The following is a 25,058-nucleotide window of genomic DNA, read 5'->3' as shown; positions in this document are numbered from 1 at the left end:
ACGGGTACCCTGGGGCGTCCCCCTCCCCACCGAGGACCCCGATGACCAGACTCGCCGCACTCGACCTGCGCAGAGGTCGGTACGTCGCGCACTCCTCCTCGCTGACCGGCGACGGCATGTGGATCGCCAACGGCGCCTTCGAACTCCTCGACGAGCCGGCCGACGCCCCGCTGGGCGCGGCGGTACGACGGATGCTCGACGCCTCGCGTACCGGCGTGCCCGCCCCCGACCTGCGGGGCGGGCCCTCGCCGTTCGCGCCGGTCCTCGACGCGCTCGGCCTGCGCACCTGGGCCACGTACGCCAAAGGCGCCCGGCACGTCGACGTCGAGCAGGACGGCGCGACGGTGCTGGTGAGCCCGACCCGCAACGGCGGCGCCCGGGAGGGCTTCGTCGGGCTGACCGGGCAGGCGGTGCGGCTGGCCGCGCCGGGCGACGAGGAACTCGGCGGGGCGCTGCGCGCCGCGCTCGACCGGTCGAGCTGAGGCATGGGCGACCAACCCCGGCTGCCCCGCCGGACGGTGCTGGCCGGTGGCGCCCTGGCCATGGCCGCGTCCGCGTTGGCGGCCTGCTCGGCCGGCGCCCGTACCCCGGACCGCCCGGCCGCGCCCGACCCGGGGCAGGGGCTGCCCGACATCCAGTTCGACGTCGCCCGGTACAGCGCGCCCGAGCAGACCTCGCCCACCGGCGGGCCGTTCGTCATGCCGCCGGTGCACACCGTCTACCTGACCGCCGCGCTGTCCCGCAGTCCCGGCCGCGACGACCAGCGGGAACTGGCCCGGGTGCTCGCCGCCCTGGAATCCCGGTACCCGTTCGGCGCGGCCGGCCTGATGACGTTCGTCTCCTACGGCCTGCCGTACTTCCGGCGGCTGCCGGGCGGCCTGGCCGGCGGCCTGGTCGGCGCGCACCTGCCCCGGCTGCTGGCCGACCCGTCCCGGTCGGTGCTGGAGGAGGCGGAGCCGGGGCCCACCGACGTCCACCCGGACAACCCGGGGGTCACCAAGCGGCGATTCACCGTGCCCGTCCGCATCGAGCAGAACGACCTGCTGTTCACCTTCCGCAGCGACCGGGCCACCGTCGTCCAGGACGTGCTGGCCTGGTTCGATGGCAGCGGCACGCTGGCCGGCCAGCCGACGCCCCCGCCGGCCTTCGCCGGGCTGCTCACCGTCACCTCCAGCCGGCACATGTTCACCCAGACCGGCCTGCCCCGCTCGGTGGCCGAGCAGAACCGGCTGCCGTACGCCCGGTTCATCCAGCCCGACTCGCCGATGTGGATGGGCTTCTCCGACCAGCAGTCCAACGCCTCCGGCCCGCCGGCGATCTGCACCTTCGCCGGCCACCCCTCGGCGCGGCTGACCACCGCCCGCCCCGGCGACTACCTGGACAACGGCGGCGTGCAGCACCTGTCGCACATCATCCTCGACATGCTCCAGTTCTACGACATGGCCTCGCCGGACACCCCGCCCAGCGACAACGGCAACTTCACGAAGCGGGTGCAGTACATGTTCCACGCCCCGCCGGTGCACCCCGGCAACACCGACCAGCTCACCGACGGCGGCGGGCCGTCGTTCCTGCCCGCCGACAATCGTGGCCCCGACTACGCCGAGCGCACCGCCCGGGGCGTCGGCCTGCCCCGGGGCGAGCGCCGGATGGGGCACCTGTCCACCCTCCAGCGCAGCTCCCGGGCGCCCGACGGCACCCCGATGCACCTGCGGGTCGACGGCCCCGGCTTCGACTCCCTGGACGTGCCCGACGGCAGCAGTCAGCCGAAGCTGCACTTCAGCGTGTTCGTGCCGACCGCCGACTTCTTCGCCCGGATGCGGCGCAGCCAGGCGTCGGTGGACCTGGCGCGCAAGCACCGGGTGACCGAGCAGGACAACGGCCTGGAGCGCTTCCTGACCTGTACCCGCCGGCAGAACTTCCTGGTCCCGCCCCGCCGGCACCGGGCGTTCCCGCTCGCCGAGCTGGCCGGCTGAGCCCGGGGGCCACCGGTGTCGCCCCGGCCGGGCGGTGGCCTCAGGAGAACGCCGTCCTCGGCCGGTCCAGCCGCCGCCCGTCCACGACGAGGTCGACGTGCTCGTTGTAGAAGGCGATCAGCCCGGCGACGGGACCCAGCGCGCCGGTCGGGAACCCGTAGGACCAGGCCAGGTCCGGGTGCACGGCGGTGTCGGTCCGCACCGACCAGTAGTCGGTGGTGCGCCCCTTGTACGGGCAGGCGGTCCGGGTGTCCGACGGGACCAGGCGGGTGAGGTCCACGTCGGTGCGGTCGAGGTAGTAGCGGGTCGGCAGGCCGGTCTCGAAGACCAGCACCGGGGCGGCTGACTCGGCCAGCGGCACCCCGTCCAGCTCGACCCGCACCCGCCGGGTGGACCGCAGCGCGTCCACCCGGCTGTAGGGGCTGCGGGGGTGGACGAACACCTCCTCGTCCTCCTCGAACCACGCGTCCAGCGCGGTCCACTCGAACCGCACCGTGCCCGACAGCGCCGCCGGCCCGTCGTCGCCGAGCACCCGTGCGGCCGACGGCCGTACCGTGTCGCCCGCCCGGATCCCGTGCACCCGGGCCGTCCCGCGCGGTGTGCGCTCGACGCGCCCCTCGTCGACCAGCAGCCTCCGGTCGACGTCGGCGAGGGGCACGTAGTACTGCGGGTAGGGCGGCATCTCCCACACGTACCGGGCCCCGGTCGTGTCCAGCAGCGGGACGCCGCCGACGTACGCCCGGATCCGGCGTGGCACCGGCTCGACGTGGCCGACGGGAACGATCGCCTTCGGGTAGCTCTGCACGTGGTCCTCCGGTTCGGGTGCGCGCGTGCGGGCTGCGACGACCGGGTCGACCCGCCCGCGCTGGCCGTCCGGCGGAGCCGTCGCCGGCCCTGTCTGCTCAAACGAGCCGGGTGCCCTGTGGTGGTGAGCGCCATGCGGCCCGGCTCTGCCGTCCCGGGCGGGCGCTCACCCCGCCCAGTCGTCGACGTACCGGTCGAGCAGGGCGTGGAAGCTGGGCGCGAGCACGGTGCTGGTCGCCGAGTCGTGCTCCGGCCGGCGGATCACCCCGTCGGCGTCGAGGACCGTCGCCGGCCGGGCTCGCACATCGCCGCCGGTGGCCCTCACCCCTGCCCCGGGTCGCCCCACGCCGCCTCGACGAGGGCGGGGAGGACCCGGGCGGCCGGTCCGCGCAGGTTCACGGCACAGACCGGATCCAGCGGCGTCTGGTGCGGGTTGACCTGGATCACCGGAGCGCCCCGGCGGGCCGCGACCTGGGGGATCTCGGCGGCGGGATGGACCAGGCCGGAGGTGCCCACCGTCACCAGCAGATCACAGGAGGACGCGGCCTCGACCGCGGTCGCCAACGCCGCCTCCGGCAACGCCTCGCCGAACCACACCACGCCCGGCCGGACCGGCGCCCCGCAGCGCGGGCACCCGGGCGGTGGCACCCGGCGGCCGTGCGCCGGCTCGTCCGACGGCGCGTCCGACGGCGACACCGGCCGGGAGCAGGCCGAACAGCGCGGCGCGAACAGGCTGCCGTGCAGGTGCAACGGCGCGGCCGACCCCGCGCGCTCGTGCAGGTCGTCGACGTTCTGAGTGATCAGGACGCTGTCCGGGACGCGTCCCTCGATCGCGGCCACCGCCCGATGTCCCGCGTTCGGCCGGGCCGCCCGGACGGCGCCCCGTCGCCACTCGTACCAGCCCCACACCAGCGCGGGGTCGTCGCGAAACGCCTTCGCCGTGGCCAGCGTCCGCGCGTCGAACCGTTCCCACAGCCCGGTGAGAGCGTCGCGGAAGGTCGGCACACCGCTCTCGGCCGAGATGCCCGCGCCGGTGAACACCACCACCCGGCGCGCCCGGCCCAGCAGCGCCGCGGCCTGCCGTACGTCCTGCTCCATGTCGTGCCTCCCTCCGTGCGCGGGCGGACCGCGCGGGGACGAGTCTCACAGCCGCCCCGAGCCCGGGTCGCACGGGACCCGCCTGCGGCGCACCCGCCGGCGCACCCACCCGCCGCCGCGATCGCCCGGGCCGGCGCGGCCGTCAGGTCGGGCTGCGGACGAAGCTCTCCTCGCCCCACGACCCGTCGTCGTTGTCCTCGCGGATCACGAGTCCGCGCGGGCCCGGGCCAGCGGGTGGAACCGGAAGACCGCTCCCACCCGGGCCCACCGGCCGGCTTGCCTGCGGTCGGCGGCGAGCAGCGCCCGGACGGCCCCGATGTCGTCGCCGGTGAGCCGGGCGTCGGCGGCGAACTCCCGGGCGCGCAGCACCGACCAGGCCGACACCTGCACGATCAGCGCGAACGCTGCCAGCCGCCAGGCGTCGTCGAACAGGTGCCGGGCGGGAACCGATCCGACGTAGTTGACCGCGACCGGGACGAGCACGGCGAGCGGGAACGCCCATGCCTGGGCGATGGTCAGCCGGGTGAGGTGGACGTCGGCGTTGCGAACGTGGGCCAACTCGTCCAGGACGACGGCCCGGAACAGGTGCGGCGCCGTGCGGTGGGCGTGCACCAGCCCCAGGTCCAGCCGGACGTACCGGACGGGCCCCGCGCCGAAGGTGTTGCCGCTGATCCGCGCCGACCGGGACACCACGAACGTCGGTGGGCGGCGCAGCCCCGCCTCCCGGACCAGCCCGGCCAGGTCGGACCGCAGCGCCTCGGTGCCGGGGGTCCGGTCGAGGCGGCGCAGGCCGCGCAGCCGGCACTCGCACCAGGGCGCGGCGAGGTAGACGACGGCGGCCACCGCCGCGAGCACGGCCAGCCCGATGACCATCTGCCGGAGCAGGTCCCCGTGCAGGGTGCCCAGGCAGCGCTGCACCGCCGCCAGGGAGTCCTCGTCCACCGTCCCGGCGCGCACGTCGATCGGCGGTGCGGCCCCGCGCAGCCCGCTGAGGCACTCCGCCCGGGCGCGGGTGGCGTCGCCGTCGACGAGGACGGTCTGCCAGCCGAACATGCTGGTGCCCACGACCGCGGTCACCGCGGCGACGAACCGGCCGAGGGTGGTGGAGGGCAGCGGGGGCGACCCCCCGCCGGCGGGTGGGTCGCCGACCTCAGCCGCCGTCGACATCCGGGCCGGCGACGCCGAACCGTTGGGCGAACGCGTCCCGCACCGCGTCCCGCAGCACCGCGACCTGGTCCTCGGTCAGCTCCCAGCGCGGGTCCCGGGCGGCGGCGGTGACCGCCTCCTCGATGCGCAGCAGCTGGCCGGGCCCCAGGCGCACCGTGGCGGCCGGCGGAAGCCCGGCCGGGGACGGGCGGTCCCGCCACCGCCGGCCGAGGCCACGCAGGCCGCCCCGGACCGCCTCCGTGGCGTGCTCCCGCACCCCGTCGCGCAGCGCCTCCAGCCCGATGCCGGTCAGCACCAGCAGGTACGGCAGGAGCGGCTCGACGGCCGCCTCGAAGCCGCCGCCGCCGGCCTCGCCGCCGCCCACCCGCACCAGCCGGGCCGGGTCACGGCGCCAGCGGCCGGGGCGGCGCCGGTAGGCGGGTGTGAGGAACGGCAGCAGCGGCTCCTCGGCGGGGGCCACGGCCCGGACGGCCAGCCGGACCAGTTCGTCCTCGATCCCGGCCGGGCAGGGGTGCGTCGACGTGGTCCGGGCCATCGTGCTCCTGCCTCCGGCGGGTCACCCGTGGGTCCTCGCCGTCACCGTACGGGGGACGGCGGCGGGTGGCGGTCGGCAACCGGACAGTCGCGGCGGTCGTCGTCGGGACCGGCCGTCGACGAAAACCCCGCGCGGTCCTCAGTCGCCGGGTCGACAGCCGGGCCGGACGGCCCGCCCGGGGAATCGACTAGAGTCGCTGCGGAACCGGGCATCCGGGCGGGGCTGGCGGGTCGTCCCGGGACCTGCGGCGCGGTTGCCCCCTGGACGACGACGGACACACGGGCGGACGGTTGACGGACATTCGGCTGCGCGGGTCGCTCCGGCGGCGGTGGTGGTGGGCGGCGGGGGCCGCGCTGGCCGCAGTGAGCACCGTCGGCATGCCGCCGGTGGCGGCGGCGAACTCGTCCACCGTGCTGTCCCCGGCCGCGGGCACGCCGGTGTGTCAGATCCGCGACGGCCGGCTCAACGAGATCTCCGGGATGGCCGCCATCGGCGGCGGGTTCGTGGTGGTCAACGACGGCGCCGACGAGGAGGCCCGGCGTCGGATCTTCTTCCTCGACGCCGACTGCGCGGTGGCGCGGACGGTGCGCTACCCGTCGCGTCCCCGGGACACCGAGGACCTGGGCGTCGGCGCGGACGGCACGGTCTGGGTGGCCGACGTCGGCGACAACGACCGCTCCCGCCGGACGGTCGCCCTGTGGCGGCTGCGGCCCGGCAAGGACCGCCCGGTGCTGTACCGCCTGGCGTACCCGGACGGCCCGCACGACGCGGAGGCCCTCCTGGTCGCCGGTGACGGACGCCCGGTGATCGTGACCAAACAGGGCGGCGGCGCCGGCCTGTACCGCCCGGCCGCGGCGCTGCGGCCGGGCGCGACGGTGCCGCTGGTCCGGGTGGGTCAGGTGCGGCTGCCGTCCACCAGGACCCGCAACCCGTTCTCCTTCGTCGGTCGGGCGGTGGTCACCGGCGGCGCGACCGCGCCGGACGGGCGTCGGGTGGTCCTGCGCACCTACGCCGACGCGTTCGAGTTCGACGTGACCGGCGGCGACGTGGTCGCCGCCCTGACCACCGGCGCGCCGCGGGTCGTCCCGCTGCCGGACGAGCCGCAGGGGGAGTCGGTCACCTACAGCCGTGACGGCCGGTTCCTGCTCACCGTCTCCGAGACCGCGGGCCAGCCGCCCGGCACGCGGCCCACGATCCTGCGCTACGCGCTGACCTCGGCGCCGCCTCCCACCGGGTCCCGGGGCGATCCGGCCCCGACCGCCTCCCGGGGTGCCGGTGCCCCCGCCCGCGGCGACCGTGGCGGTGCCACGTCCCCGGCCGTGGGGGCGGCGGTCGCGGCGCTGGCCCTGCTCGTGCTGGGGATGATCATGGCGAGGGGCGCGGGTCGCGCGGGCCGGTAGGTCGCCGACGGCGCGGGCGCACCGGGCGTCGGCCTGGCTCACCGTGTCTGGCCGAACTCGTCCAGCTATCTCACAGGTGGCGTTGCTAGGTTGCCGGGCCAGCGGCATCCATCATGGACGCCGCCGATCACGTTGTGCCGCAAGGGCTCTGCCGGCGATTCACCGCCGACGGGCGCCGGCGCGACCGAAACTGGCGAGGGAGTGGTTCGTGGTGTTCAAGAAGATGCTGGGAGCGTTCGGGGTGGGCGGGCCCAGCGTCGACACGGTGCTGTCCAACCCGGGTACCCGACCGGGGCTGGTGCTGGCGGGGCAGGTGAACCTGACCGGCGGCGGGCACGATGTGGAGATCGACCACATCACCCTCGGCCTCGTCACGAGGGTGGAGGCGGAGGGCGCGGAGGAGGAGTACGACGCGCTCGTCGAGTTCCACCGCACCCAGGTCGCGGGCGGCCTGCGCCTGTCCGAGGGGCAGCGGTTGTCGCTGCCCTTCCAGCTGCCGGTGCCGTGGGAGACCCCCGTGACGACCGTGTACGGGCAGCACCTGCACGGCATGACCATGGGCCTGCGTACCGAGGTGGCCGTGCGTGGCGCGGTGGACAAGGGTGACCTCGACCCCGTCCACGTACACCCGCTGCCGGTGCAGGAACGCATCCTTGAGGCCTTCGGCCGACTCGGTTTCCAGTTCAAGGGCGCCGACCTGGAACGCGGGCACATCGCCGGCCTGCACCAGACCATGCCCTTCTACCAGGAGATCGAGTACTACGCCGCCCCGCAGTACGCCCACGGCGTCAACGAGGTCGAGTTGACCTTCGTGGCGAACGAGTACGGGGTGGACGTGGTGCTGGAGTTCGACAAGCGCGGCGGCCTGTTCGCCGGCGGTCACGACTCCTTCGGTCGCTACCGGGTCGACCACGCCGACGCCGACCACGTCGACTGGGCCGCCCAGGTGGACACCTGGCTGCGCCAGGCTCTCGACGGGTACCAGAGCCGGCACGCCGGGCACGGCTACGGCCAGGTCGGGTACGGCTACCCCGTGCCCGGTGGCTACCCGCCCGGCCCCGGCGGGTACGCCCACGGCGACCACCACGAGGAGCACCACGAGCGGCGCGGCCCCGGCATGGGTGCCGTCGCGGCCGGCGTGCTCGGCGGCGCGGCGCTCGGCTTCGCCGGCGGCATGGTCGCCGACGAGGTCTTCGACTCCTTCGGTGACGACGACGAGGGCGGCGACGACGAGGGCGGCGACGAGGACTGAGGGAGCCCGGTCCGGAGTGGACCGTCGGCGTACGAGATGATCTAATTCAGGTAGTTGTTCCGTTTCGGCCGGAATGTCCGGCCGAGTGTGAAGGAGAGTGCATGCCCGTCACCGCCGACCTCACCAAGCTGGTCGACAAGGCCTACCAGGACAAGACCCTCGCCGAGCTGGTCGACGCCCCGGTGTCCGCCCTCGCCGGGGTCAGCAACGGCGACGCCAAGCTGCTCAAGGACGCCTTCGGTATCACCACCGTCGGCGACCTCGGCCGCAACCCGTACTTCCACACGGCCAGCGCCCTCGTCGCCCTGACCGGCACCAAGTAGAACCCCCGGTGCCCGGCGACTGCGGTCGCCGGCCACCGGCCGGCCGGTGGCGCTCGGGTCGTCCGGGCCCGCGCGTCCGGCCGGCGGGCGTCCTCGCCGGCCCCGGTGCGGACCGGGGCCGTGCGGTCAGGACATGCTGGCCCGCGGGGCGCCCGGGCCCGGGTCGATCCTGGCCGGGCCGCCGGCGGACGGGCGCACGTCGAAGTTGAAGATCTCGGTGGGCAGGTACACCGTCGCGCAGGAGTTGGGGATGTCCACCACCCCGGAGAACCGGCCCTCGATCGGTGCCGCGCCGAGCAGGAGGTACGCCTGCTCGGGCTGGTAACCGAAGCGGGTCAGGTAGTCGATGGCGTGCAGACACGCGCGTTGGTAGGCCAACTGCGAGTCGAGGTACCGCTGCTGGCCGTCGAGGGTCACGGAGATTCCGGAGAAGGCCAGCCACTGGCTGAACTGCGGCGGGGTGTTCCCCGGCAGGAAGATGGCGTTCTCGGCGACGCCGTACGTCTGCATGCCGTTCTTGATCAGGTCGACGTGCAGGTCGATGAAGCCGCCCATCTCGATCGCGCCGCAGAAGGTGATCTCCCCGTCGCCCTGGGAGAAGTGCAGGTCGCCCATGGACAGGTTCGCGCCGGGCACGTAGACCGGGTAGAAGACCCGGGTGCCCGCGGTGAAGTTCTTGATGTCCTGGTTCCCGCCGTTCTCCCGGGGCGGGGCGGTGCGCGCCGCCTCCGCCGCCACCCGGTCGAACTCGGCGCCGGTGAGCGTGCCGAGGATCGCGTCGCGGGGCTCGGGCGGCAGGGACAGGGGCGGTACCCGGTCCGGGTCGGTGGCGCGCAGCGCGCCCTCGCGTCGGTTCCAGGTGGCCAGCATCCCCGCGGACGGGGCGGTGCCCATCAGCCCGGGATGGGTGATCCCGGTGAACTCGACGCCGGGGATGTGCCGGGAGGTGGCCCGCTGACCGGTGAAGTCCCAGATGGCCTTGTAGGCGTCGGGGAACTGCTCGGTGAGGAATCCGCCGCCGTTGCCGGTGGGGAAGACGCCGGTGTACCCCCAGCCCTGGCCGGCCAGCGGCCCGGAGTCCTCCTGCGGGATGGGCCCGAGGTCGAGGATGTCGACGACGAGCAGGTCGCCGGGTTCGGCGCCCTGCACGGCGAAGGGGCCGCTGAGGGCGTGGACCGTGGTTAGCGGGGCGTCCCGGACGTCCTCGGCCGAGTCGTCGTTGTGGATCGCCCCGTCGAACCACTCCCGGCAGTGGACCCGGAACGTCTGGCCGGGCCGGACGGTGGCCACGGGTGGGATGTCCGGGTGCCACCGGTTGTGGCCGATCTTCTCCTGGTCGGTGAACTTTCTGCCGGAGTCGAGCGGGAACAGCAGTTCGGGCATGTCGTTCTGCCTTTCGATCGTCCTGGTGGGACCGGCCGGTGTGGGCTGATCACCAGCGGGGCAGGCGGGCGTGGGCCGGGTTCGGTGACCGCCGGATCGGAGGCCGGCCCGGGACGCGCGTCACGACGTCCGGCGCCTCCGCGCTACGCTCCGCGCGGTCGATGGCTTGGCGCAGGGGCGCCGGCGTGCGGCTGAGCCGAGGCGCTGAGAAGACCCGGGCGGCCCGGCCCCCGCACCGTGGGCAGCGCGCCGCCGGGCCGGCGGCGCCGATCGGCAGCGTGGTGTCGAAGCTGCCGTCCTGCTGGCATCGGTACTCGTACGTGGCCATCCACCGCCCCCTCGCAGTCCTGCGGGCGGCGACCGGCCTGCGGCTGAATCGCCCGCATGCTGATTCTCCGCCCTTTTTGCCCGCAGAATGGCACGAAGTCACCAACGGGGGACGCCGGCGGTGGCGTCTACGGGGTGCCGGCTGACCGCGCCCTCAGCTCGGGGTCGTCGCGTCCGCCAGCGCGCTACGGCGCGTCGACGACCTCGCGCCCGAGGGGCCAGAACGCGGCGGGTACGAGCTTGAAGTTCGCGATGCCGAACGGGATCCCGACGATCGTGACGCAGAGCGCGATGCCGGCGAGGACGTGGGACAGCGCCAGCCACCAGCCGGCCAGCACCACCCAGAGGAGGTTGGCCAGGCCGGAGGGCACGCCGGCGCCGGACTTGGGCACGAGGGTGCGGCCGAAGGGCCACAGCGAGTAGCTGGCCAGGCGTAGTGAGGCGACCCCGAACGGGATCGTGACGACCAGGACGAAGCAGATCAGCGCGGCGATGCCGTATCCGACGGCGAGGACGAGGCCGCCGCCGAAGACCAGCCACAACACGTTGAGCACAAAGCGGATCACCCCTCCAGCATGACTCCCGCCCGCCACCGGAGCGCCCCGGCCCGGGCCGCGCCCAGGCGAGGCTGGCCGTCACGCCCCACGGCGGCCCGGGCGAGCGGGGCGGCGCCAACGGCGACACCGGCGGCGCCGGCAGTCCACCACCGGTGCGAGGGACGGTTCGTCGACCCCCTTGGCATCGATGCACGTGGTTATACTCGGTCATGCGCCGACTCCTTGCCTGCCTGGTCGCCGTGCTCGTGGCCAGCCCTGTCGTCAGCACCGCACAGGCGGCCTCCGCGGCGACCACGCCCGCGGCGCTCGTCATCGGCGGCGACTTCCCCGACCCGGACGTGATCAAGGTCGGGAGCACGTACTACGCCTACTCGACCAACAACGGCTTCGGTAACGTGCCGGTCGCCACGGCCGCCTCGCTGGGCGGGCCGTGGACGCGGCGGCCGGACGCGTTGCCGACCCTCGGCACGTGGGCCGACGGGGGCCGCACCTGGGCTCCCGACGTGTCCCCGCGTGCCGACGGTCGGTACCTGCTCTACTACACCGCCCGGAGTCGGGCTGCCGGCCGGCAGTGCATCGGCGTGGCCCTGGCCAGCTCGCCGTTGGGCCCGTTCGCTCCCGTCGGGACCGGGCCGCTGGTGTGCAACGGCGGCGAGGGCGGCGATATCGACGCGTCCAGCTTCGTCGACGGCACGGGGCTGCGGTATCTGCTCTACAAGGACGACGGCAACGCCGTCGGCCAGCCGACGAGCCTCTGGCTCCAGCGGGTGGCCGCCGACGGTGTGACGCTACAGGGCGCCCGGGTGGAGCTGCTGCGTAACGACCGCCCGGAGGAGGCCGGCATCGTCGAGGCGCCGGTGCTGACCAGGGTCGGGGCGCGCTACGTGCTGTTCTACTCCCTCGGCGGGTACGGCGGGGACGACTACCAGACCAGCTACGCGACCGCGACCTCGCTGACCGGGCCGTACACCAGGGCGTACCGGTCGCTGCTGACGACGGCGAGCGTGGACGGCGCGGTGCGGGGTCCCGGCGGCGCGGACGTCGTCCGCGAGGCCGGCGGCGACCACCTCGTCTTCCATGGCTGGATCAACAACTACACGGCGCGGGGGATGTACGTGGCCGCGCTCGGCTGGGCGGGGGAGTATCCCGTCGTCCGGGGCAGCCGGGTGCGCTACGAGGCGGAGCGCGGGACGCTCAACCACTGCGCGGTGCGGAACACCGCGAGCGCCTCGCAGGGGCAGGTGGTGGCCTACCTCGACTACGCCGACAGTTGGGTCGACGTCACCGTCTTCGCCCCGCGGGCCGGCGGCTACACGGCCCACCTCGCCTACGCCGCCGGGTACGGCGACGCCACCCACACGCTGACCGTCAACGGCGGGGCCGCCCAGGTGGTCAGCTACCCCAACTCCGGGTGGGAGAACTGGCGGCAGGTGCGCGCCGACGTCACCCTGAACGCCGGCTTCAACACCCTGCGGCTCACCCACCGTGACGGCTGGGCGGAGCTGGACTTCGTCGAGGTCGCGTAGGCCGACGGGTGGCGGGGTGCGGCAGGGCGGCGGGGTCGTTGGGCGACCTTCTCCTCCAGCGTCATCAGCGGGACGAGCGCGTCGGCCGGCGATCCGCGCCGGCGCCCGCCAACCCGGCGCGGGCGGGGGTCGGGGACGTGGGACATGTGACAGTCCAAGGCCAACCATGCAGGTCATTGACAGATCGAACTGGGTCCGGCCAGGATTGGCCAACCGATCGGAAAGACCTGATCGACCGCCCGTCACGTCTACCCACGGCCCTCGCCACATCGTCCGGACCGGAGCGGCGCCGGTTCACCACCCCGCACGGTTTCGCGTGTGCCTGCGTGTCCACTGTGCGCGCGGGGTCGATGTAGCGATCCGTGCGTCACCCAGCTGCGCGCAGTCGGTGACGCGTACCCTCACCCCCCGCGCGGACCGGCGACCGCCCATCGGCCGCCGGTCCGCCAGCTCCATACAGGAAGGTGGCCACAGATGTCCCGATCCGCCCTGCCCCGTTGGCGAAGGCGACTGCCCGCCGCGACCGCCGCAGGCGTCGCCCTGCTTCTGCTCGCCGGCCCGGCCACCGCCGTCACGGCCGCTCCACCCACGGCCGACGAGGGCGCACCCGCCGTCCTCGAACGGTTCGCCGACGAGCAGGCCGACGTCGTGGAGGTGACGGTCGCCGACAGCGCCCAACTCGACGAGCTGGTCGCCACCGGCGTCGACCTCGACCACCACGTCACCCGCGTCGAACAGGGCATCGTGGTGCACGCCGTGGTCACCCCCACCGAGGTCGCCGCGCTGAAACGGATGGGCTACCGGGTCGGCGGCGTGCTGTACGACTCGGCGGACTCCGCGCAGCGGGTCGCCGAACGCGAGGCGACCATCGCCGCGCACCGGGCCGAGAACCAGGCGTACTCCGCCACCCTCGCCCAGACCGCGACCGTCTCCGACGTGAAGATCATCCGGGCTGACTACTACACCTCCGGCGCCAACCAGGTGCTGTCGGTCGAGGCGAAGTGGGCCCAGGGGCAGACCTCCACCAGCACCCTGACCGTGGCCCGCGACAGCGGCCCCGGCACGGAGATCGGCTCCGGCGGCACCCAGACCATCAACCGGTTCGTCGACGCCGGGGTCTACCTGTACCACCGCGGCGCCGCCTCGGTCACCACCCGGCCGCACCGGATCCAGATCACCAGCCCGACCGGCGACGTCGCGGTCGTCGAGGTCAAGGAGTGGCTGCCGATCCCGGAGACCAACCCGGAGGGCCCCGGCTACCAGAAGGACTTCGTCACCAGCTACCTCACCCCGACCGAGCTCTACGCCCGGATCAAGCAGCTCGCCGCCGAGTTCCCGCAGCTCGCCGAGGTCGTCGAACTGCCGTACAAGACCAACGGTTACCGCCGCAAGGCCCAGGTCGTGCTCGGCGCCGCCAACGCCAACCGGGTGGCCGTCGACTCGCTCGCCTGGGGCCACGAGGGCGGCAACGACATCTCCGTCGAGCTGGCCGACCCGGGGGCGGCCGACCGGCCGCTGTCGGTGACCGTGACGGACAAGGCCATCCGGGTCGCCCTGGCCACCGACGCCGCCGGGGCGGTCACCAGCACCGCCGCCGAGGTCGCCGCCGCGCTGAACGCCCAGGCCGGCGCGCTGGTCAAGGCGTACACCTACCGGGGCGAAGCCGGCGCCGGCGTGGTCGCGCCGGCCGTGCGGACCCCGCTGTCGGACAACCTCAAGGCGCCCGCCGGCGTGTCCCGCGACCCCCACCCGGTGTACGCCATCCGGATCGGCAAGTACCGGGACGGTTCCCGCACGGGCGTCTTGGCGTACGCCCAGGAACACGCCCGGGAGTGGGTGCCGCCGCTGGTGACGATCGAGACCGCGGAGCGGCTGCTGCGCAACCACGCCACCGACGAGAACACCAAGCAACTGCTGCGCACCCTGGACATCTGGATCGTTCCGTCGATCAACCCCGACGGCGGGCACTACTCGTTCTACGACTACGCCTCGCAGCGGCGGAACATGACCAACCACTGCGCGCCGGGGGGAGCCACCGACGCCCTCGCCCGCAACTCGTGGGGCGTGGACAACAACCGCAACTACACCGAGTACAGCCTGTTCGACGGGTACTCGGGCGCGTCGCCGAGCTGCACCAGCGACACCTACGCCGGGCCGAGCGAGCTGTCCGAGCCGGAGAACAAGAACGTCGACTGGCTGGCCCAGCGGCCGAACATGAAGTTCTCGATGAACCTCCACTCCTCCGGCAACTACTTCATGTGGTCGCCGGGCGCCTACGCCACCCCCGGGCGGCTCTCCGCCCCGCGACCGACGCTGGCCGAGGAGTCGTTCTTCTGGGGCGCGTCGTCGCGGATCCTCACCGCCATCAAGCGGCACCGCAACATGGCGGTCACCCCGGCGCGGACCGGCCCGATCTCCGACGTGCTCTACTCGGCGGCCGGGAACTCCGGGGACATGCTGTGGTACAAGTACGGCATCTACGCCTGGAACTTCGAGGTCGGCACCAGCTTCCAGCCCACCTGGGACGAGGCGCACCAGGAGGCGCTGGAGTTCAGCAACGGCCTGGTCGAGCTGATGCGGGTGGCCCGGGACTTCGACAAGGACAAGCACCGGCCGACGAGCACCCTGTCGGTCGCCCCTGGTGACACCCCGGGCACGGTGAGCGTCCGGTTCGACGTCAGCGAGCCGGCGGCGGTGTTCTACACCCTCGACGGCGGCCGGCCCAGCTACACCTCCACCCTGTACGCCTCGGCGGGCATCCGGGAGGGGGCGGAGACGCTGACCGTCCCGGTCGGCACGAAGATCCACTGGTTCTCGGTGGACGCGGCCGGCAACGTGGAGAAGAACTACCGCCCGGACGGCGACAGCAAGAACTTCAACCGGGGCTGGGCGACGCTGCCCACGGGCTGAGGCAGCCCGACCCCGGTGACCGGCGGCCCGTAGACGCTCGTCTGCGGGCCGCCGGCCCGTTCCCCATGCTCACAGGCCCGCGCACGGGTCGTCGTCCACGGTGCAGCCCGCGGGCGCCTTGCTGAGCGGATCGGCGTCGCGGACCTCGAACCGGATGGTCTGCGACCGTCGGGGCGGCACGGCCGGCCCGGTGAAGACGACGGACTGCCCGTCCTGCCGCCAGTCGGCCCCGTTCACGTCCGACACCGAGCTGCCCGGGGGCAGGGTGACGACCACCGCCCAACCCCGGGCCGCCGCCCCGGCCCGGTTGTCGACCACCACCTCGCCGGTGTAGCCGAAGACCCGGGTCGACACCGTCTCGTACCGGGCGCGCAGCGCCGCCGACGGCGACGGGCCCGGCGTACGCGACGGCCCGGCCGTGGCGGTGCGGCCCGGCCGGGCACTGCTCCTCGGGGCGGTCCGGGTCGGCCGGGCGGACGGGGTCGCCCGCGACGGGCCGCTCGTGGCGGGCGTGGCGCTCGCACCGGTGGGCAGGGGCAGCGGGTCGGGCGCCGCCCCGCGTTGCGGCTCGCCGGGCAGCAGGGCCCACGCGGCCAGCCCGGTGGCCAGTACGGCGCCGCCCAGCCCCGCGACCAGCGCGATCCGACGGCGGCCGGCCGGCGCCGGCCGGTCGCCCGACACCTCGGTCACCGGCAGCACGGCGGTCGCCGCGAGGTCGTCGCGCCGCAGGTCGACCTGCTGGAAGGCCAGCCAGTCGAGGATCGCCGGCAGCCGGCCGGTCAGCGCCTGCTGGTAGCACTGCTCGCGGCGCACTCGCTGCTCGACGGGCCAGGCGCCGCGCTCCAGGGTCTCCCGCACCGACAGCCGGCACCCCTCGGCCGTGCGGGTGATCGCGCAGGTCAGCAGGGTGTGCCGGCCGGCTTCGTGGCAGCGCAGGGCGATCAGCTCCGGCTCCCGCCGGTCGGCCACCTCCGCGTCGACGGCGGCGTCGAAGCCGGGCAGTCCCGCCGTGTACAGCAGCAGCCGGCCCGGCCGGCCGGTGACCGCCTCGGCCTCGGCGAACCACCGGGCGAGCAGTCCCGGCTCCGTCACCGCCCGCCAGACCCGGTCGGCAGGGTGGGACAAATCGATCTGGGCGCCGATCTCGATCACGGCGAGACTCTACGGGTCTCGATGTCCGATGCAGGCCCGGCCCCTGGTGGGCCGGCTCGGCACGCCTTCCTGAGCAGTGGCTGGTCATCGGCGTCGCCGCGCGCCTGACGGGCCTGCCGGGCCAGCAGGAGGTGCTGGGCGGGCCCGGTCCGACTCGCCGCCCAGGCGACCCGGCCCGGCTCAGGCGGGCAAAGCGCGCCGGTGACCGCCGTCACCGGCGCGGCCGGGCGCGTGAAAACGGCGTCAAGAAACGGCCCGTCGCCGTCATGGTCGCGTGAAGGACCCTGTCCGGACGGCGCCGGGGGCGTTGTGATTGCCCGGCGTGACCGGAAGGCGGTCGCGGCAACCGAGTCGGGTAAGAGGAGCCAGCCGTGTCTGACATGGTGTTCGTGCTGGGGACGGTGGCGCTGTTCGCGGCGCTCGCCCTCGTGGTGAGGGGCGTGGAGAAGCTGTGAGCGCCGTCAACGCCGTCGGCCTGGTGCTGGCGATCGGCCTGGGTGTGTTCCTGGTGGTCGCCCTGCTGTTCCCGGAGCGCTTCTGATGACCATGACGACAGCCGGTGTGCTGTTCATCCTCTCCCTCGTGGTGGCGCTGGTCGCCGTCCACAAGCCGTTCGGCGACCACCTGTACCGGGTGGTCTCGGGCACCCGGCACTCCCGCGTCGAGCGGGGTGTCTACCGACTGGTCGGGGTCGACCCGTCCGCCGGGCAGGCCTGGGGCGTGTACGCCCGCGCGGTGCTGGCCTTCTCGGCCGTGTCGATCCTGTTCCTGTACGCGTTCCAGCGGTTGCAGAACCACCTGTGGCTGTCCCTCGGCTTCGACCCGGTCGTGCCGCACGGGGCGTGGAACACGGCGGTGTCGTTCGTGACCAACACCAACTGGCAGTGGTACTCCGGCGAGTCGACCATGGGCCACCTGGTGCAGATGGCCGGGCTGGCGGTGCAGAACTTCGTCTCCGCCGCCGTCGGGATCGCCGTCGCGGTCGCCCTGGTCCGCGGGTTCGCCCGCAGCCGTACGGGCGACCTAGGCAACTTCTGGGTCGACCTGACCCGGATCACGTTGCGGGTCCTGCTGCCCGTCTCGGTGCTCGGGGCGCTCGCCCTGATGGCCGGGGGAGTGGTGCAGAACCTGTCCGCCGGCACCGACGTGACCACCCTCACCGGTGCGGCCCAGACGATCACCGGCGGGCCGGTCGCCGGCCAGGAGGTGATCAAGGAACTGGGCACCAACGGCGGGGGCTTCTACAACGCCAACAGCGCCCACCCGTTCGAGAACCCGACGGCCTGGACGAACTGGCTGGAGATCTTCCTGATCCTGCTGATCCCGTTCAGCCTGCCCCGGGTCTTCGGCCGGATGGTCGGCCAGCACCGGCAGGGATACGCCGTGGCCGCGGTGATGGCGGTCCTGGCGGTGGCGAGCGTCGCCCTGACCAACGTCTTCGAGCTGACCGGGCACGGCACGGTGCCGCAGGCGGTCGGCGCGGCGCTGGAGGGCAAGGAGGTGCGGTTCGACGTGTCGAACTCGGCGACCTTCGCCGCCGCGACGACGCTGACCTCCACCGGGGCGGTGAACTCGTTCCACGACTCGTACACCGCGTTCGGCGGGATGATGCCACTGGTCAACATGATGCTCGGCGAGGTGGCGCCCGGCGGTGTCGGCGCGGGCCTGTACGGCCTGCTGATCCTCGCGGTGATCACGGTCTTCGTGGCCGGCCTGATGGTCGGCCGGACCCCGGAGTACGTGGGTAAGAAGATCGGCTCACGGGAGATCAAGTTCGCCTCGCTGTACTTCCTGGTCACCCCGGCCCTGGTGCTGACCGGCACGGCGGCGGCCTTCGCCACCGGCAACGCGGCGACCGCGCTGAACGCCGGCCCGCACGGACTGTCCGAGGTGCTCTACGCGTTCACCTCGGCGAGCAACAACAACGGCTCCGCGTTCGCCGGCATCACGGTGAACACCCCGTGGTGGAACACCGCCCTGGGGTTGTGCATGCTGCTCGGCCGGTTCCTGCCGATCATCTTCGTTCTCGCCCTGGCCGGCTCCCTGGCCCGCCAGGCGCCCACCCCCGCCTCCGAGGGCACCCTGCCGACCCACCGCCCCCTGTTCGTCGGGATGGTCGTGGGCGTCACGGTGATCCTCGTGGCGCTGACCTTCCTGCCCGCGCTCGCGCTCGGCCCCCTGGCCGAAGGGCTGTGACCACCATGAGGAACGACGACATGACCCTTTCCCCGCAGGCGCCGCACGGCGGGGTCGACCAGGCCACCCCCGGCACGCCCGCCACCAGGGGCGACCGGGCCGGTGGCCTGTTCGACCCGAGGCAGCTGCTGACCTCCCTGCCGGACGCGCTGCGCAAGCTCGACCCGCGCACCCTGTGGCGCAACCCGGTGATGCTGATCGTCGAGATCGGCGCGGCCTTCACCACCGTCCTCGCGGCGACCGACCCGTCGGTCTTCGCCTGGGCCATCACCGGCTGGCTCTGGCTGACCGTGCTGTTCGCCAACCTCGCCGAGGCGGTCGCCGAGGGGCGGGGCAAGGCCCAGGCCGCCACCCTGCGCCGGGCCAAGCAGGACACCATCGCCACCCGACTGGTTGGCTGGACCCCGGGCGCCCCCGCCAACGCCTACCGCGACGAGGCGGTGCCCGCGCCCGAGCTGCGCCGGGGCGACGTCGTCCTGGTCTGCGCCGGCGGGATCATCCCCGGCGACGGCGACGTCGTCGAGGGCATCGCCAGCGTCGACGAGTCGGCCATCACCGGCGAGTCCGCCCCCGTCATCCGGGAGTCCGGCGGGGACCGCAGCGCGGTCACCGGCGGCACGCGGGTGCTCTCCGACCGGATCGTCGTGCGGATCACCCAGAAGCCGGGGGAGAGCTTCATCGACCGGATGATCGCCCTGGTCGAGGGGGCGAACCGGCAGAAGACGCCGAACGAGATAGCGCTGAACATCCTGCTCGCCGCGCTCACGGTCGTCTTCCTGCTCGCCGTGGTGACGTTGCAGCCCCTCGCCGCCTTCTCCAAGCAGTACCAGGCCGCCGCCCCGGACAGCGGCGCGATCACCGACGCGGGGGTCAGCGGCGTGGTGCTGGTGTCGCTGCTGGTCTGCCTCATCCCCACCACCATCGGCGCGCTGCTGTCGGCGATCGGCATCGCCGGCATGGACCGCCTCGTCCAGCGCAACGTCCTGGCGATGAGCGGCCGGGCGGTCGAGGCCGCCGGCGACGTGAACACCCTGCTGCTGGACAAGACCGGCACCATCACCCTGGGCAACCGGCAGGCCGCCGAGTTCCTGCCGGTCGAGGGGGTCACCGCCGCCGAACTGGCCGACGCGGCGCAGTTGGCCAGCCTCGCCGACGAGACCCCGGAGGGCCGGTCCGTGGTGGTCCTGGCCAAGAACGAGTTCGGGTTGCGGGAGCGGGAGCCCGGCCTCGTGCCGCACGCCACGTTCGTGCCGTTCACCGCCCAGACCCGGATGAGCGGCGTCGACCTCACGCCGGACGCGACGGTCGACGGCGGCGCCACCGGGCCCGCGCGGCGGGTCCGCAAGGGCGCGGCGGCGGCCGTGATGAAGTGGGTCCGCGAGCACGGCGGCCACCCCACCGAGCAGGTGGGCCAGGTCGTCGACGAGATCAGCGGCATCGGCGGGACCCCGCTGGTGGTGGCCGAGCACGTCGACGGTGAGCCGGCGCGGGCCCTCGGCGTGATCCACCTCAAGGACGTCGTGAAGGCCGGCATGCGGGAACGGTTCGACGAGATGCGCCGGATGGGCATCCGCACCGTCATGATCACCGGCGACAACCCGCGGACGGCGAGGGCGATCGCCGACGAGGCGGGCGTGGACGACTTCCTCGCCGAGGCCACCCCGGAGGACAAGCTCGCCCTGATCAAGCGCGAGCAGCAGGGCGGCCGGCTGGTCGCGATGACCGGGGACGGCACCAACGACGCCCCGGCGCTCGCCCAGGCCGACGTCGGGGTGGCCATGAACACCGGCACCTCGGCGGCGAAGGAGGCCGGCAACATGGTCGACCTCGACTCCGACCCGACCAAGCTCATCGAGATCGTCGAGATCGGCAAGCAACTGCTCATCACCCGGGGCGCCCTGACGACCTTCTCGATCGCCAACGACATCGCGAAGTACTTCGCCATCATCCCGGCCATGTTCGCCGGCATCTATCCCAGCCTGGACACGCTGAACGTCATGCGGCTGGCGAGCCCGCAGTCGGCGATCCTCTCGGCGGTCGTCTTCAACGCCCTGGTGATCATCGCGCTGATCCCGCTGGCCCTGCGGGGCGTCCGCTACCGCCCGGCGGCGGCGGCCAAACTGCTCAGCCGCAACCTGCTGGTCTACGGCCTCGGCGGCATCATCGTGCCGTTCGTCGGCATCAAGCTCATCGACCTGCTCATCCAGTTCATCCCAGGGATCTCGTGATGCGCCTACCCACCTGGCTCGCCCAACACCTGGCCGCCCTGCGCGCCCTGCTCGTGTTCACCGTCCTGCTCGGCCTGGCGTACCCGCTGGCCCTGGTCGCCGCCGGCCGCCTGCCCGGCCTGGCCGCCGGGGCGGACGGCTCGCTCGTCGCCGCCGGCGGCCGGACCGTCGGCAGCGCGCTGATCGGCCAGTCCTTCACCGACGCCGACGGCAATCCCGTCCCGCGCTACTTTCAGTCCCGCCCCTCGGCGGCCGGCGACGGCTACGACCCCACCTCCACCGCCGCCTCCAACCTCGGCCCGGAGAGCATCGTCGACACCCTCGCCGCCGACCCGGCCGAGTCGACCGAGAGCCTGCTCACCCAGGTCTGCGCCCGCAGCCGGGCGATCGGCCGGCTCGACGGCGTGGACGGCCGCCGGCCGTACTGCACCGCCGACGGCGTCGGCGCCGTCCTGGGCGTGTTCCACCGCGACGGGCTGACCGGGCCGGTCACCCGGGTGGTGAGCGTCAACCAGGCCGCCCCCGCCACCCCGTTCGTGACCACGTGGCAGGGCGTCCCGGTGGAGCCGGCGCGACCGGGCGTGGACCACGTCGCCGCCGGGGCGGTGATCGTCCCCGTCCGCGGCGACGCCCCCGCCGAGCCGGCCGTGCCGGCGGACGCGGTCACCGCCAGCGGCAGCGGCCTCGACCCGCACATCAGCCCCGCGTACGCCGAGATCCAGGTCGCCCGGGTGGCCCGGGAACGCGGCGCGGACCCGGCCGCGGTCCGGCGGCTGGTGGCCGCGCACACCACCGGCCGGGCGCTCGGCTTCCTGGGCGCCCCCGGCGTTAACGTGCTGGAGCTGAACCTCGCCCTCGACCAGCAGTTCGCCGCTCGTTGAACCCCTCGCCGGGCGGGCCACGACAGGCCCGCCCGGCGGTCACCGCCCCGACCACGGCCGCGCCGCCGGACGGCCCGCCCACCGGAAGGACCCGCCCGTGCCCAGAGGGGAACTGCGCATCTACCTCGGGGCCGCGCCCGGCGTCGGCAAGACGTACGCGATGCTCCAGGAGGCCCGGCGGCGGGCCGAACGCGGCACCGACGTGGTGATCGGGCTGGTCGAGACCCACGGCCGCCCGCACACCGCCGCCATGATCGGCGACCTGGAGCAGGTGCCCAGGCGCGCCCTCGCGCACCGGGGCGTCGAGTTCACCGAGCTGGACCTCGACGCGCTCCTGGCCCGCCGGCCCGAGATCGCGGTCGTCGACGAGCTGGCCCACACCAACGTGCCCGGCTCCCGCAACGACAAGCGCTGGCAGGACGTGCAGGAGCTGCTGGACGCCGGCATCTGCGTGCTGTCCACGGTCAACGTCCAGCACCTCGAATCGGTCAACGACGTCGTCGCCCAGATCACCGGCACCACCCAGCGCGAGACGATCCCCGACGCCGTCGTCCGCGCCGCCGAGCAGGTCGAGCTGGTCGACATGACCCCGGAGGCGCTGCGCCGCCGGATGGCCCACGGCAACATCTACCGCCCCGACAAGATCGACGCCGCGCTCGGCAACTACTTCCGGATCGGCAACCTCACGGCCCTGCGCGAGCTGGCCCTGATCTGGCTCGCCGACAAGGTCGACGACCAGCTCGGCGCCTACCGCGCCCAGCAGGGCATATCCGACACCTGGGAGGCCCGGGAACGGGTCGTCGTCGCGCTGACCGGCGGGCCGGAGGGCGACACGCTGATCCGTCGGGCGGCCCGGGTGGCCGCCCGGGGCCGGGGCGCCGACCTGCTCGCCGTGCACGTCGCCCGCAGCGACGGCCTGGCCGGCGTCGACCCCGCCCGGCTGGCCCGCCAGCGGGTGCTGGTGGAGAGCCTCGGCGGCACGTACCACCAGGTGCTCGGCGCGGACGTGCCGGCCGCGCTGCTCGACTTCGCCCGCGGCGTCAACGCCACCCAGCTCGTCCTGGGCGCCAGCCGCCGGGGCCGGTTCGCCCAGCTGCTCAGCCGGGGCGTAGGGGTGACCACCACGGCCCTGTCCGGGCCGATCGACGTGCACCTGGTCACCCACCCGCAGGCGGGGCGGGGCCGGCGGACCGGTGGGTTGCCGGCCGCGCTGTCCCGGCGGCGCCGGCTGCTCGGCTTCGCCCTCGCCGGGCTCGGTATGCCGGCGCTCACCGGGGCGCTGAGCGCGCTGCCCGACCTCACCCTGACCAACGACATCCTGCTGTTCCTCGCCGGCGTCGTCGGGGTGGCGCTGGTCGGCGGCCTGTGGCCGGCGCTGGTCGCCGCCCTCGGCGGGTCGCTGCTGCTGAACTGGTTCTTCACCCCGCCGTTTCACACGCTGACCATCGCCGAGGCGGACAACCTGCTCGCGCTGGGCGTCTTCGTCGGCGTCGCCCTGGCGGTGAGCTGGGTCGTCGACGTGGCCGCCCGGCGCACCCGGGAGGCGGCGCGGGCCTCCGCCGACGCGCAGACCCTCGCCACCGTCGCGGGCGGCGTGCTGCGCGGCGAGCGCCCGCTGCCGGCGCTGCTGGACCGGCTGCGGGAGACGTTCGCGCTGCGCGCCGTCAGCGTCCTGGAACTGGCACCGGACGCGCGGGGACGCCCCAACCGGGCCTACGAGCGGGACGCCTGGCGGCTGGTTGCCGCCGTCGGGGAGGCACCGGCGACCAGCCCCGACGCCGGGGAGACGGCGGTACCGGTCGACGACCGGCTCACCGTCGTGCTGGCCGGCCGGCGGCTGGAGGCCGCCGACCGGCGGGTCGTCGAGGCGTTCGCCGCCCAGGCCGCCGTGGCGCTTCGCCAGGAACGCCTCGCCGAGGAGGCGGCGACCGCCCGGCCGCTGGCGGAGGCCGACCGGATGCGCACCGCGCTGCTCGCCGCCGTCAGCCACGACCTGCGTACGCCGCTCGCCTCGGCGAAGGCGGCGGTGAGCAGCCTGCGCAGCCACGACGTCGAGTTCGACGCCGACGACCGGGACGAGCTGCTGGCCACCGCCGACGAGTCCCTGGACCGGCTGGGCCGCCTCGTGGCGAACCTGCTGGACATGAGCCGGTTGCAGGCCGGCGCGCTCGGCGTGGCCGCCGCCGCGATCGGGTTGGAGGACGTGGTGCCGCGGGCCCTGGACGAGCTGGGCCCGGCCGCCGCCGACGTCGCCACCGACATCCCCGCCGACCTGCCCGCCGCGCTGGCGGATCCCGGCCTGCTGGAACGCGTGCTGGTCAACGTCGTCGCCAACGCCCTGCGGCACAGCCCGCCCGGCCGGCCGCCCACCGTCACCGCCAGCGCCCACGCCGGGCAGGTGGAGCTGCGGGTCATCGACACCGGCCCCGGCATCCCCGAGGACCAGTGGGAACACGTCTTCCTGCCCTTCCAGCGCCTCGGCGACCGGGACAACCAGACCGGAGTGGGGCTCGGCCTCGCCCTGTCCCGCGGCCTCGCCGAGGCGATGGGTGGCAGCATCACCCCCGAGACCACCCCGGGCGGCGGGCTGACCATGGTGCTGCGCCTGCCCGCCGCCACCCTTACCGGCACCGAAGGGCCGCAGGAATGAGTCGCATCCTCGTCGTCGACGACGAACCGCAGATCCTGCGGGCCCTGCGCATCAACCTGCGGGCCCGCGGGTACGACGTGCAGGTCGCCGAGACCGGCGCCGCCGCGCTGCGGGCCGCCGCCGCCCATCCGCCGGACCTGGTGGTCCTCGACCTGGGCCTGCCCGACCTCGACGGCGTCGAGGTGATCCGGGGCCTGCGCGGCTGGACGACGGTGCCGATCATCGTGCTGTCCGGCCGGGCGGGCAGCGAGGACAAGGTCGCCGCCCTCGACGCCGGCGCCGACGACTACGTCACCAAGCCGTTCGGCGTCGACGAGCTGCTCGCCCGCATCCGCGCGGTCACCCGACGCCTCGCCGCCCCGGCGGCCGACGGGGCGACGGCGGCCCCCCGGGTGGGCCGGCACACCGTCGACCTCGTCGACCGCACGGTGACCCGCGACGACGGCGCGGAGGTCCGGCTCACCCCCACCCAGTGGGCGGTGCTCGACCGGCTGCTGCGCCATCCGGGCAAGCTCATCAGCCAGCGCCAGCTGCTGCACGAGGTGTGGGGACCGGAGTACCAGAACGAGACCAACTACCTGCGCCAGTACATGGCCCAACTGCGGCGCAAGCTGGAGGACGACCCGGCCCGCCCGCGACACCTCATCACCGAGCCCGGAATGGGCTACCGCTACCGGCCCTGACAGGCCGCCGCGA

22 protein-coding genes are annotated in these 25,058 nt (G+C 74.2%); 13 read left to right on the top strand and 9 right to left on the bottom strand.

Annotated elements, in window-relative coordinates; genetic code table 11:
* Positions 1-41: 41 nt before the first annotated feature.
* Both OOK41_RS20115 and OOK41_RS20110 read left to right on the top strand, forming a co-directional pair.
* Entirely contained in the window at positions 42-482 is a 441-nt protein-coding gene (locus OOK41_RS20115; RefSeq protein ID WP_266266300.1) for a hypothetical protein, read from the top strand.
* Positions 483-485: 3 nt separating this feature from the next.
* On the top strand, positions 486-1,973 hold the full coding sequence (locus OOK41_RS20110) for a hypothetical protein (protein WP_266266299.1): 1,488 nt from the start codon (positions 486-488) through the stop codon (positions 1,971-1,973).
* Positions 1,974-2,013: 40 nt separating this feature from the next.
* On the opposite strand, the gene OOK41_RS20105 is transcribed toward OOK41_RS20110, so the two are convergent.
* The 5 genes from OOK41_RS20105 to OOK41_RS20085 form a co-directional block, all read right to left on the bottom strand.
* A complete protein-coding gene (locus OOK41_RS20105) occupies positions 2,014-2,778 on the bottom strand; it encodes a DUF427 domain-containing protein (protein WP_266266298.1) in 765 nt (254 codons plus the stop codon).
* A 165-nt stretch (positions 2,779-2,943) separates the two neighbouring features.
* The gene (locus OOK41_RS20100; RefSeq protein WP_266266297.1) at positions 2,944-3,081 is read right to left on the bottom strand and encodes a hypothetical protein; all 138 of its coding nucleotides are present in this window, start codon (positions 3,079-3,081) and stop codon (positions 2,944-2,946) included.
* Between the two features lie 17 nt (positions 3,082-3,098).
* Positions 3,099-3,875 (bottom strand): NAD-dependent deacylase, encoded by a 777-nt coding sequence (locus OOK41_RS20095; protein ID WP_266266296.1) that lies wholly within the window; start codon positions 3,873-3,875, stop codon positions 3,099-3,101.
* A gap of 204 nt (positions 3,876-4,079) precedes the next feature.
* Positions 4,080-5,042: a hypothetical protein gene (locus OOK41_RS20090; RefSeq protein WP_266266295.1), complete on the bottom strand. Its 963-nt coding sequence runs from the start codon at positions 5,040-5,042 to the stop codon at positions 4,080-4,082.
* Positions 5,026-5,577, bottom strand: a complete 552-nt coding sequence (locus tag OOK41_RS20085; RefSeq protein WP_266266294.1) for a hypothetical protein — start codon at positions 5,575-5,577, stop codon at positions 5,026-5,028. The genes OOK41_RS20090 and OOK41_RS20085 overlap by 17 nt, the downstream gene beginning before the upstream one ends.
* A gap of 290 nt (positions 5,578-5,867) precedes the next feature.
* On the opposite strand from OOK41_RS20085, the gene OOK41_RS20080 reads away from it, so the two are divergent.
* From OOK41_RS20080 to OOK41_RS20070, 3 genes are all read left to right on the top strand, one after another.
* Positions 5,868-6,977, top strand: coding sequence for a hypothetical protein (locus OOK41_RS20080; RefSeq protein ID WP_266266293.1), 1,110 nt, complete (start codon positions 5,868-5,870; stop codon positions 6,975-6,977).
* A gap of 208 nt (positions 6,978-7,185) precedes the next feature.
* Positions 7,186-8,229 carry a sporulation protein gene (locus tag OOK41_RS20075; protein ID WP_266266292.1) on the top strand — a complete coding sequence of 348 codons (1,044 nt, stop codon included), beginning with the start codon at positions 7,186-7,188 and terminating at the stop codon, positions 8,227-8,229.
* Positions 8,230-8,330: 101 nt separating this feature from the next.
* On the top strand, positions 8,331-8,552 hold the full coding sequence (locus tag OOK41_RS20070; RefSeq protein WP_117667213.1) for a hypothetical protein: 222 nt from the start codon (positions 8,331-8,333) through the stop codon (positions 8,550-8,552).
* Positions 8,553-8,678: 126 nt separating this feature from the next.
* On the opposite strand, the gene fmdA is transcribed toward OOK41_RS20070, so the two are convergent.
* The 3 genes from fmdA to OOK41_RS20055 form a co-directional block, all read right to left on the bottom strand.
* On the bottom strand, positions 8,679-9,935 hold the full coding sequence (fmdA, locus tag OOK41_RS20065) for a formamidase (RefSeq protein WP_266266291.1): 1,257 nt from the start codon (positions 9,933-9,935) through the stop codon (positions 8,679-8,681).
* Positions 9,936-9,984: 49 nt separating this feature from the next.
* Positions 9,985-10,263: an FmdB family zinc ribbon protein gene (locus tag OOK41_RS20060; RefSeq protein ID WP_117667209.1), complete on the bottom strand. Its 279-nt coding sequence runs from the start codon at positions 10,261-10,263 to the stop codon at positions 9,985-9,987.
* A 184-nt stretch (positions 10,264-10,447) separates the two neighbouring features.
* Complete coding sequence (locus OOK41_RS20055) at positions 10,448-10,828, bottom strand: YccF domain-containing protein (protein ID WP_266266290.1); 381 nt, start codon at positions 10,826-10,828, stop codon at positions 10,448-10,450.
* Between the two features lie 200 nt (positions 10,829-11,028).
* Between OOK41_RS20055 and OOK41_RS20050 the strand changes: the two genes are divergently transcribed.
* Complete coding sequence (locus OOK41_RS20050; protein ID WP_266266289.1) at positions 11,029-12,345, top strand: family 43 glycosylhydrolase; 1,317 nt, start codon at positions 11,029-11,031, stop codon at positions 12,343-12,345.
* A 474-nt stretch (positions 12,346-12,819) separates the two neighbouring features.
* The gene (locus OOK41_RS20045; RefSeq protein ID WP_266266288.1) at positions 12,820-15,255 is read left to right on the top strand and encodes a M14 family metallopeptidase; all 2,436 of its coding nucleotides are present in this window, start codon (positions 12,820-12,822) and stop codon (positions 15,253-15,255) included.
* Positions 15,256-15,324: 69 nt separating this feature from the next.
* On the opposite strand, the gene OOK41_RS20040 is transcribed toward OOK41_RS20045, so the two are convergent.
* On the bottom strand, positions 15,325-16,407 hold the full coding sequence (locus OOK41_RS20040) for an SRPBCC domain-containing protein (protein ID WP_266266287.1): 1,083 nt from the start codon (positions 16,405-16,407) through the stop codon (positions 15,325-15,327).
* A gap of 451 nt (positions 16,408-16,858) precedes the next feature.
* Between OOK41_RS20040 and kdpF the strand changes: the two genes are divergently transcribed.
* The 6 genes from kdpF to OOK41_RS20010 all read left to right on the top strand — a co-directional run bounded on the left by kdpF (position 16,859) and on the right by OOK41_RS20010 (position 25,045).
* Entirely contained in the window at positions 16,859-16,948 is a 90-nt protein-coding gene (gene kdpF / locus OOK41_RS20035; protein WP_036343797.1) for a K(+)-transporting ATPase subunit F, read from the top strand.
* Positions 16,948-18,603: a potassium-transporting ATPase subunit KdpA gene (gene kdpA / locus OOK41_RS20030; RefSeq protein ID WP_266266286.1), complete on the top strand. Its 1,656-nt coding sequence runs from the start codon at positions 16,948-16,950 to the stop codon at positions 18,601-18,603. Before kdpF ends, kdpA begins: the two co-directional genes overlap by 1 nt.
* Positions 18,604-18,623: 20 nt before the next feature.
* Positions 18,624-20,831 (top strand): potassium-transporting ATPase subunit KdpB, encoded by a 2,208-nt coding sequence (kdpB, locus tag OOK41_RS20025; protein ID WP_266266285.1) that lies wholly within the window; start codon positions 18,624-18,626, stop codon positions 20,829-20,831.
* On the top strand, positions 20,831-21,712 hold the full coding sequence (locus OOK41_RS20020) for a potassium-transporting ATPase subunit C (protein ID WP_266266284.1): 882 nt from the start codon (positions 20,831-20,833) through the stop codon (positions 21,710-21,712). Before kdpB ends, OOK41_RS20020 begins: the two co-directional genes overlap by 1 nt.
* A 97-nt stretch (positions 21,713-21,809) precedes the next feature.
* A complete protein-coding gene (locus OOK41_RS20015) occupies positions 21,810-24,362 on the top strand; it encodes a DUF4118 domain-containing protein (RefSeq protein WP_266266283.1) in 2,553 nt (850 codons plus the stop codon).
* A complete protein-coding gene (locus tag OOK41_RS20010) occupies positions 24,359-25,045 on the top strand; it encodes a response regulator (RefSeq protein WP_117667193.1) in 687 nt (228 codons plus the stop codon). Before OOK41_RS20015 ends, OOK41_RS20010 begins: the two co-directional genes overlap by 4 nt.
* The last annotated feature ends 13 nt before the right edge of the window (positions 25,046-25,058 follow it).

The organism is Micromonospora sp. NBC_01655 (genome assembly GCF_026339755.1).
GTDB lineage: Bacteria > Actinomycetota > Actinomycetes > Mycobacteriales > Micromonosporaceae > Micromonospora.
The sequence above is the reverse complement of the archived record's forward strand: the minus strand, read 5'-3'. Positions and strand labels throughout refer to the sequence as shown.

What these genes read in the sequence shown, in the direction of transcription:
- OOK41_RS20050 (WP_266266289.1), top strand. Translation starts at nt 11,029, where the DNA reads ATGCGCCGACTCCTTGCCTGCCTGGTCGCCGTGCTCGTGGCCAGCCCT.
- fmdA (WP_266266291.1), bottom strand. Translation starts at nt 9,935, where the DNA reads ATGCCCGAACTGCTGTTCCCGCTCGACTCCGGCAGAAAGTTCACCGAC.
- OOK41_RS20020 (WP_266266284.1), top strand. Translation starts at nt 20,831, where the DNA reads ATGCGCCTACCCACCTGGCTCGCCCAACACCTGGCCGCCCTGCGCGCC.
- OOK41_RS20115 (WP_266266300.1), top strand. Translation starts at nt 42, where the DNA reads ATGACCAGACTCGCCGCACTCGACCTGCGCAGAGGTCGGTACGTCGCG.
- OOK41_RS20010 (WP_117667193.1), top strand. Translation starts at nt 24,359, where the DNA reads ATGAGTCGCATCCTCGTCGTCGACGACGAACCGCAGATCCTGCGGGCC.
- OOK41_RS20045 (WP_266266288.1), top strand. Translation starts at nt 12,820, where the DNA reads ATGTCCCGATCCGCCCTGCCCCGTTGGCGAAGGCGACTGCCCGCCGCG.
- OOK41_RS20110 (WP_266266299.1), top strand. Translation starts at nt 486, where the DNA reads ATGGGCGACCAACCCCGGCTGCCCCGCCGGACGGTGCTGGCCGGTGGC.
- OOK41_RS20070 (WP_117667213.1), top strand. Translation starts at nt 8,331, where the DNA reads ATGCCCGTCACCGCCGACCTCACCAAGCTGGTCGACAAGGCCTACCAG.
- kdpB (WP_266266285.1), top strand. Translation starts at nt 18,624, where the DNA reads ATGACCCTTTCCCCGCAGGCGCCGCACGGCGGGGTCGACCAGGCCACC.
- OOK41_RS20060 (WP_117667209.1), bottom strand. Translation starts at nt 10,263, where the DNA reads ATGGCCACGTACGAGTACCGATGCCAGCAGGACGGCAGCTTCGACACC.
- OOK41_RS20085 (WP_266266294.1), bottom strand. Translation starts at nt 5,577, where the DNA reads ATGGCCCGGACCACGTCGACGCACCCCTGCCCGGCCGGGATCGAGGAC.
- OOK41_RS20090 (WP_266266295.1), bottom strand. Translation starts at nt 5,042, where the DNA reads ATGTCGACGGCGGCTGAGGTCGGCGACCCACCCGCCGGCGGGGGGTCG.
- OOK41_RS20095 (WP_266266296.1), bottom strand. Translation starts at nt 3,875, where the DNA reads ATGGAGCAGGACGTACGGCAGGCCGCGGCGCTGCTGGGCCGGGCGCGC.
- kdpA (WP_266266286.1), top strand. Translation starts at nt 16,948, where the DNA reads ATGACCATGACGACAGCCGGTGTGCTGTTCATCCTCTCCCTCGTGGTG.